This is a genomic window from Streptomyces huiliensis, from assembly GCF_020037025.1.
Taxonomy (GTDB): Bacteria; Actinomycetota; Actinomycetes; order Streptomycetales; family Streptomycetaceae; genus Streptomyces; species Streptomyces huiliensis.
Genome location: NZ_JAIQLH010000346.1, coordinates 1 through 5,948, shown reverse-complemented (window position 1 = coordinate 5,948; position 5,948 = coordinate 1). Strand labels below are relative to the sequence as shown.

Here is a 5,948-nt window from a genome sequence, read left to right as displayed (position 1 = left end):
AAGGACGCGACGGCGGCGGGCGCCGCCGGGGCCACCGTGGCGCTGCTGGGCACGGCGGCCCTGGTGCGGCGGGCGCGCAAGGCCCGGCGGCGGGTGTAGCGGAACGGTTCCGGGCCGTCCGGCCCTCTCCGGTTCCCGGACCGTCCGGCGCCCCGGTCCGGCCCCCTGTCGGACGCCGGTGCGAATATCCCGGCCCGGCAGGGCCGGATCCCGGCCGGCGTACGGCACGATGGAGCGCATGTCCCGTACGTACGAAGATCCTTCCGGGCCGGCCGTCTCCGACCCGGGCCCTCTGCGCCTCGTGGCGGTCCGCGAGACCCCGCTCTCCCTGGACGAGGTCTTCGCCGCGGTGGGCGACCCGGCCGCGGGCGGCACCGCGCTCTTCGTGGGCACCGTGCGCGACCACGACGGCGGGGCCTCCGTCGCCGGGCTCGGCTACTCGGCGCATCCCACGGCCGAGGAGGCGCTGCGGCGGGTGGCCGAGAAGGTGGCGGCGGACTTCCCGGTACGGGCGCTGGCCGCGGTGCACCGGGTCGGCGAGCTGGCCATCGGGGACCTGGCCGTGGTGGTCGCGGTCTCCTGCCCGCACCGCGCGGAGGCGTTCGCGGCCTGCCGCCGCCTCATCGACGACCTCAAGCGCGAGGTGCCGATCTGGAAGCACCAGGTGTTCTCGGATGGGACCGAGGAGTGGGTCGGCGCATAAAACCCGGGTGCCCGGAACGGGTCACCCCGGTTGCGTAACCAGCGCCCTGACGTGAGCGTTGAGACGGCAGACGATTAATGTGCTCATCGTAAGTCGCGAGGAGTAAGAGGTCGGAGGCCGTTATGGCGGCGCTCGCTTGGTTGCTGATCCCGGTTGCCGCGGCCGTGGTTGCCGCCCTGTGGGGAAGCTGGGCGGCTCGGAACCGCAAGGCAGGCGATGTCTCCGAGCTCGCGGGGTATGCGAAGTTCCGCGAGGCCATGGAGCGTTCGGACTCCGGGGCCGGATCCGCGTAACGTGGTTCCACAGGGCCCCGGGAGCCGGATTTCCGTGTGACACGGGCCCCGGCAGGCACTCCTGCCCCGTACGGACCGCCCCGGAAGTGGACTGTCGGACCCGTCCCGTACTGTCGTTCCATGCCCCGCCGCACTGCGACGATGCTCGCCTCCCTGCTGACCCTGATCGCGCTGCTCTGCGCCGGCGTGCTGATCCCGGTGCCGTACGCGGAGATGTCGCCCGGGCCGACGGTCAACACCCTGGGCGACCACGACGGGGAGCCGGTGCTCCAGATCTCGGGGCGCAAGACGTACCCGACCAGCGGGCACCTCAACATGACCACGGTCCGGGTGACCGGCTCGCAGTACCGGATGAACATGATCGAGGCGGTCTACGGCTGGCTGAACCACGACAAGCTGGTCGTCCCGCACAGCACGCTGTACCCCGACGACAAGTCCCCGGACCAGCTCAACCAGGAGACCGCCGAGGAGTTCAGCCAGTCCCAGGAGGCCGCCAAGGTGGCGGCGCTCAAGCAGCTGGACATCCCCGTCCCCACCCGGGTCGTGGTCTCCTCCGTCGTCAAGGCGAGCCCCGCCGAGGGGGTGCTGCACGCGGGCGACGTGATCAAGGCGGTGGACGGGTCGGAGGTCCGGCAGCCCGGCGACGTCGCGAAGTTCGTCACCCGGCACAAGCCCGGCGAGAAGACCTCCTTCACGGTCGTCCCGGCCAAGGAGGCCGCCGCCGCGGAGAAGGAGAAGCGGCAGCCGCGCGGGACGGAGACCGTCACCGTGGTGACGCGTGAGGCGCCCGGAGAGAAGCGGGCCATCGTGGGCATCCAGGCGGGGACGGCGCACACCTTCCCGTTCCCGATCAACATCAAGCTGGCCGACGTCGGCGGGCCGAGCGCCGGCCTGATGTTCGCCCTCGGGATAGTCGACAAGTTGACACCGGACGACCTGACCGGCGGGAAGTTCGTCGCGGGCACCGGCACGATCGACGACGACGGCAAGGTCGGGCCGATCGGCGGCATCGAGATGAAGACGGTCGGCGCCCGGAACAAGGGCGCCCGGTTCTTCCTGACCCCCAAGGACAACTGCGCGGCCGCCGCCAAGGACACCCCGTCCGGGCTGACGCTCGTCAGGGTGGAGACCATAGGCGACGCGCTGAAGTCCCTGGAGAAGATCCGCAAGGGGGACGCGGCCGGCCTGCCGCGCTGCACGGCAGGCTGGTCACGCGCCACACGTGCCCGGGCGGCTCAGTCCGCGAAGGTCGCGGCCAGCGCCTCGGCCAGGCCGGGCACCAGGTCGGGACCGGTGAGCACCTCGGTCGGCGAGTCCTTCTCGCGCAGCCGCACGGCGGAGTCGCGTGCCCCGTCCCGCAGCACGGCCACCGTCATCCGCACCTCCTGCCGCTCTGGGTGCTTCGCGACCCACTTGGCGAGCTGCTTCTCGTTCATCCCGTGAGGCACGGCCCCCTCGGCGGACGGCGGGAGCATCAGCCGCTCCACGGTCAAGGCGCAGCCCGTCACCGCGTCCGGCCAGGCGATCGTGGCGAGGAACTCGTCGAGCGCGGTGCCCGCGGGCAGCTCGTCCTGCTCGATGGGGGTGTAGGAGGGGGCGGCCGCGCCGGGGGCCGCCTCGTCGAGGCCGAGCTGGGCGGCCAGGGCGGGCTCCTGCGAGCGGAGCTTCGCGGTGTCGACCAGGGCGAAGAGGCGGGCGGGCTGGTCCCAGCCGAGGCCGGAGGCGTACTCGTCGATCTCGAGAACGGCGCGGGTCAGCGGGCTGGCGGCCATCTGCGGCGAGCCCGGTTCGGGGTGGTCGGGGTGGCTCGGGGAGCCGGCATTGCTGGACATGCCCAATATCGTGCCCTGAGAGGGGCCGAAATCGGGAACCGAGTAAAGCCTCGGTAAGTTGCCACACTGGGTCCTACTATCGCCAGGGCCTGATCGACAGCTCCCTTACAGCGAACTTCGAGGTGCGCACCTTGGCTTTCCAGATGCCGGACCGCGGCGGAGGCCCGACAGGGCCACGGATCAGAGTCGGCCGACCGTCCCGGCGTGTCCGGACCCTGCTGATGACCCTGGGTGTGCTGGCGGCGCTGGCCATGCTCTTCGTCATGTTCGCGGGGTTCTGGACGGACTGGCTCTGGTACCGCTCGGTGCACTATTCGTCCGTCTTCACCACCACCCTCGGCACCAAGATCGGCCTGTTCGCCGTCTTCGGCCTGCTGATGGCCCTGGCGGTGGGATTCAACATCTGGCTGGCGCACCGGCTGCGGCCGCCGCTGAGCGCCATGTCGGCCGAGCAGCAGAGCCTCGACCGCTACCGGATGAGCATCGCCCCCTACAAGAAGTGGGTGCTGCTGGCCGTCACCGCGCTGGTCGGCCTGGTGGCGGGCGCGTCCGCGGCCGGGCAGTGGCGCACCTGGCTCCAGTGGGTCAACGGCGTGTCCTTCAACCAGAAGGACCCGCAGTTCCACAAGGACATCTCGTTCTACACGTTCGACCTGCCCTGGTACCGCTTCCTGCTGAGCTTCGGCTTCGCGGCGGCCGTCCTGTCGCTGATCGCGGCGGCCCTGGTGCACTACCTCTACGGCGGTCTGCGGCTGACCAGTCCGGGCCACCGGGCCACCGCGGCGGCCACCGGGCACCTCTCCGTCCTGCTGGGCCTCTTCGTCGCGCTCAAGGCCGTGGCGTACTGGCTGGACCGGTACGGGCTGGCCGTGAAGTCGAGCGGGCTGCGGTCGACGGACGGCTGGACGGGTCTGCGCTACGTGGACGCCAACGCCTATCTGCCGGCCAAGACGATCCTCTTCATCATCGCGCTGATCTGCGCGGTGCTGTTCTTCGCGACGCTCTGGCGGCGCACCTGGCAGCTGCCGGTCATCGGCTTCGGCCTGATGGTGCTCTCGGCGATACTGATCGGCGGGCTCTACCCGGCGATCGTCCAGAAGTTCCAGGTCTCGCCGAACGAGCAGACCAAGGAAGCGCCGTACATCGCCAAGAACATCAAGGCGACGCGTGAGGCGTACGGGATCGACCACACCAAGGTCGACGACAAGTACCCGGGCAAGAGCGACGCGGCCGGCAAGGACAAGAACAAGCTGCGCGAGATGGCGAACTCCACCGCCAGCCTGCGGCTGCTGGACCCGAACATCGTCTCGCCGGCCTTCCAGCAGGAGCGCCAGGAGCGCGGCTACTACCAGTTCCCGTCCACCCTGGACGTCGACCGGTACACGGTGCGGGGCAAGGAGCAGGACACCGTCATCGGCCTGCGCGAGCTCAACATCAAGGGCATCCCCGACCGCAACTGGATCAACGACCACTTCAAGTACACGCACGGGTACGGCGCCGTGACCGCCAAGGGCACCTCCGTGCCCAAGGGCGGCGGCCCGGACTTCCAGTCGGACGGCACCCTGGGCTCGTACGAGCCGCGGGTGTACTACGGCGAGAAGACCACCCAGTACTCCATCGTGGGCGGTCCGCAGAAGGAGATCGACAAGCCGGGCGACGAGGGCAAGGAGAGCTTCGGCTACGACGGCAAGGGCGGCGTCTCGCTGTCCAACCCGGTCAACCGGGCGGCCTACGCGATGGCCTTCGGCGAGCCGAAGATCCTCTACTCGGGCGCCATCGGCAAGGGTTCGAAGATCCTCTACAACCGGACGCCGAAGGAGCGCGTCGAGGCGGTGGCCCCCTGGCTGACCATCGACGGCGACGCGTACCCCGCCGTGGTGGACCACCGCATCCAGTGGATCGTGGACGCCTACACGACGACGAACGGCTATCCGTACGCCTCCCGCACCACTCTGGGCGACACCACCACCGACTCGTTGACGACCGGTCAACGCGCTGTGGTCGCCCAGCAGAACCGGGTGAACTACATCCGCAACTCGGTGAAGGCGACCGTCGACGCCTACGACGGCACCGTCACGCTGTACCAGTGGGACACCGAGGACCCGGTGCTCAAGACCTGGATGAAGGCGTTCCCGGGGACCGTCAAGGCGAAGAGCGACATCAGCGCGGACCTGAAGGCGCATCTGCGGTACCCGCAGGACCTGTTCAAGGTCCAGCGTGAGCTGCTGGCCCGCTACCACGTCACCGACCCCGCGGCGTTCTACACGGGCAGCCAGCGCTGGCAGGTGCCGGACGACCCGACCAACAAGGGCAACGCGGTCCCCCCGTACTACCTGAGCATGCGGATGCCGGACCAGAAGGCGCAGACGTTCTCGCTGACGACGACCTTCACGCCCAAGAACCGGCCCAACCTGGGCGCGTTCATGGCGGTCGACGCGGACGCGAAGAGCGACGGCTACGGCCGGATCAGAATCCTCGAACCCAAGGGCGCGGTCTGGGGTCCGGAGCAGGCGCAGTCCAATTTCAACAGCAATTCGGACGTCGCCAGCCTGATCAGGCTGCTCAAGGGCGGCGATTCCGAGGTCGAGTACGGAAATCTGCTGACCGTGCCCTTGGACGGCGGTTTCCTGTACGTGGAACCGGTGTACGTGCGCGGTGCCCGGGCGAATTACCCGCTGCTGCGGAAGGTGCTCGTCAACTACGGCGAGAAGATCGCCTTCCGGGACACCCTCGGCGAGGCGCTGGACGAGGTCTTCGGCAAGCAGCAGGGCGAGACCGGCAAGCAGCCGCCGGACACGACCAGGCCGCCCTCCGCCAACCCCACGGTGAAGCAGGCGATCAAGGACGCGCAGGACGCGTTCGCCGCCGGTGAGAAGGCGCTGGAGCAGAAGGACTTGGAGGCGTACGCCAAGGCCCAGAAGAACATCAAGGAGGCCCTCGACCGGCTGGCCAAGGCCGAGGAGGAGGCCGAGAAGAAGGCGGACGGCAAGCCCGCCGGCAAGCAGGACGGGAAGCCGGCCGACAAGCAGGACGACGGCAAGCCGTCCGGCGGTTAGCCGGTGCCCCACCCCGCGCCGTGGTACGGTTGTTCCACAACAGCGCGGGGTGGAGCAGCTCGGT

The 5,948-nt window shown here is 69.6% G+C and carries 3 protein-coding genes and 1 pseudogene; 3 read left to right on the top strand and 1 reads right to left on the bottom strand.

Annotation, left to right across the window (positions count from 1 at the left end; all coding sequences use genetic code 11):
• The first annotated feature begins 229 nt into the window (after nt 1–229).
• Nucleotides 230–703: a molybdenum cofactor biosynthesis protein MoaE gene (locus JNW98_RS32985; RefSeq protein ID WP_223771975.1), complete on the top strand. Its 474-nt coding sequence runs from the start codon at nt 230–232 to the stop codon at nt 701–703.
• Between the two features lie 413 nt (nt 704–1,116).
• Nucleotides 1,117–2,196, top strand: a pseudogene (locus JNW98_RS32980) (YlbL family protein); the annotation flags it as partial.
• Between the two features lie 35 nt (nt 2,197–2,231).
• Here the strand turns inward: JNW98_RS32980 and JNW98_RS32975 are convergent.
• Nucleotides 2,232–2,828 (bottom strand): PPA1309 family protein, encoded by a 597-nt coding sequence (locus tag JNW98_RS32975; RefSeq protein WP_223771974.1) that lies wholly within the window; start codon nt 2,826–2,828, stop codon nt 2,232–2,234.
• 143 nt (nt 2,829–2,971) lie between these two features.
• On the opposite strand from JNW98_RS32975, the gene JNW98_RS32970 reads away from it, so the two are divergent.
• Nucleotides 2,972–5,884 carry a UPF0182 family membrane protein gene (locus JNW98_RS32970; protein ID WP_223771976.1) on the top strand — a complete coding sequence of 971 codons (2,913 nt, stop codon included), beginning with the start codon at nt 2,972–2,974 and terminating at the stop codon, nt 5,882–5,884.
• Nucleotides 5,885–5,948 lie beyond the last annotated feature (64 nt).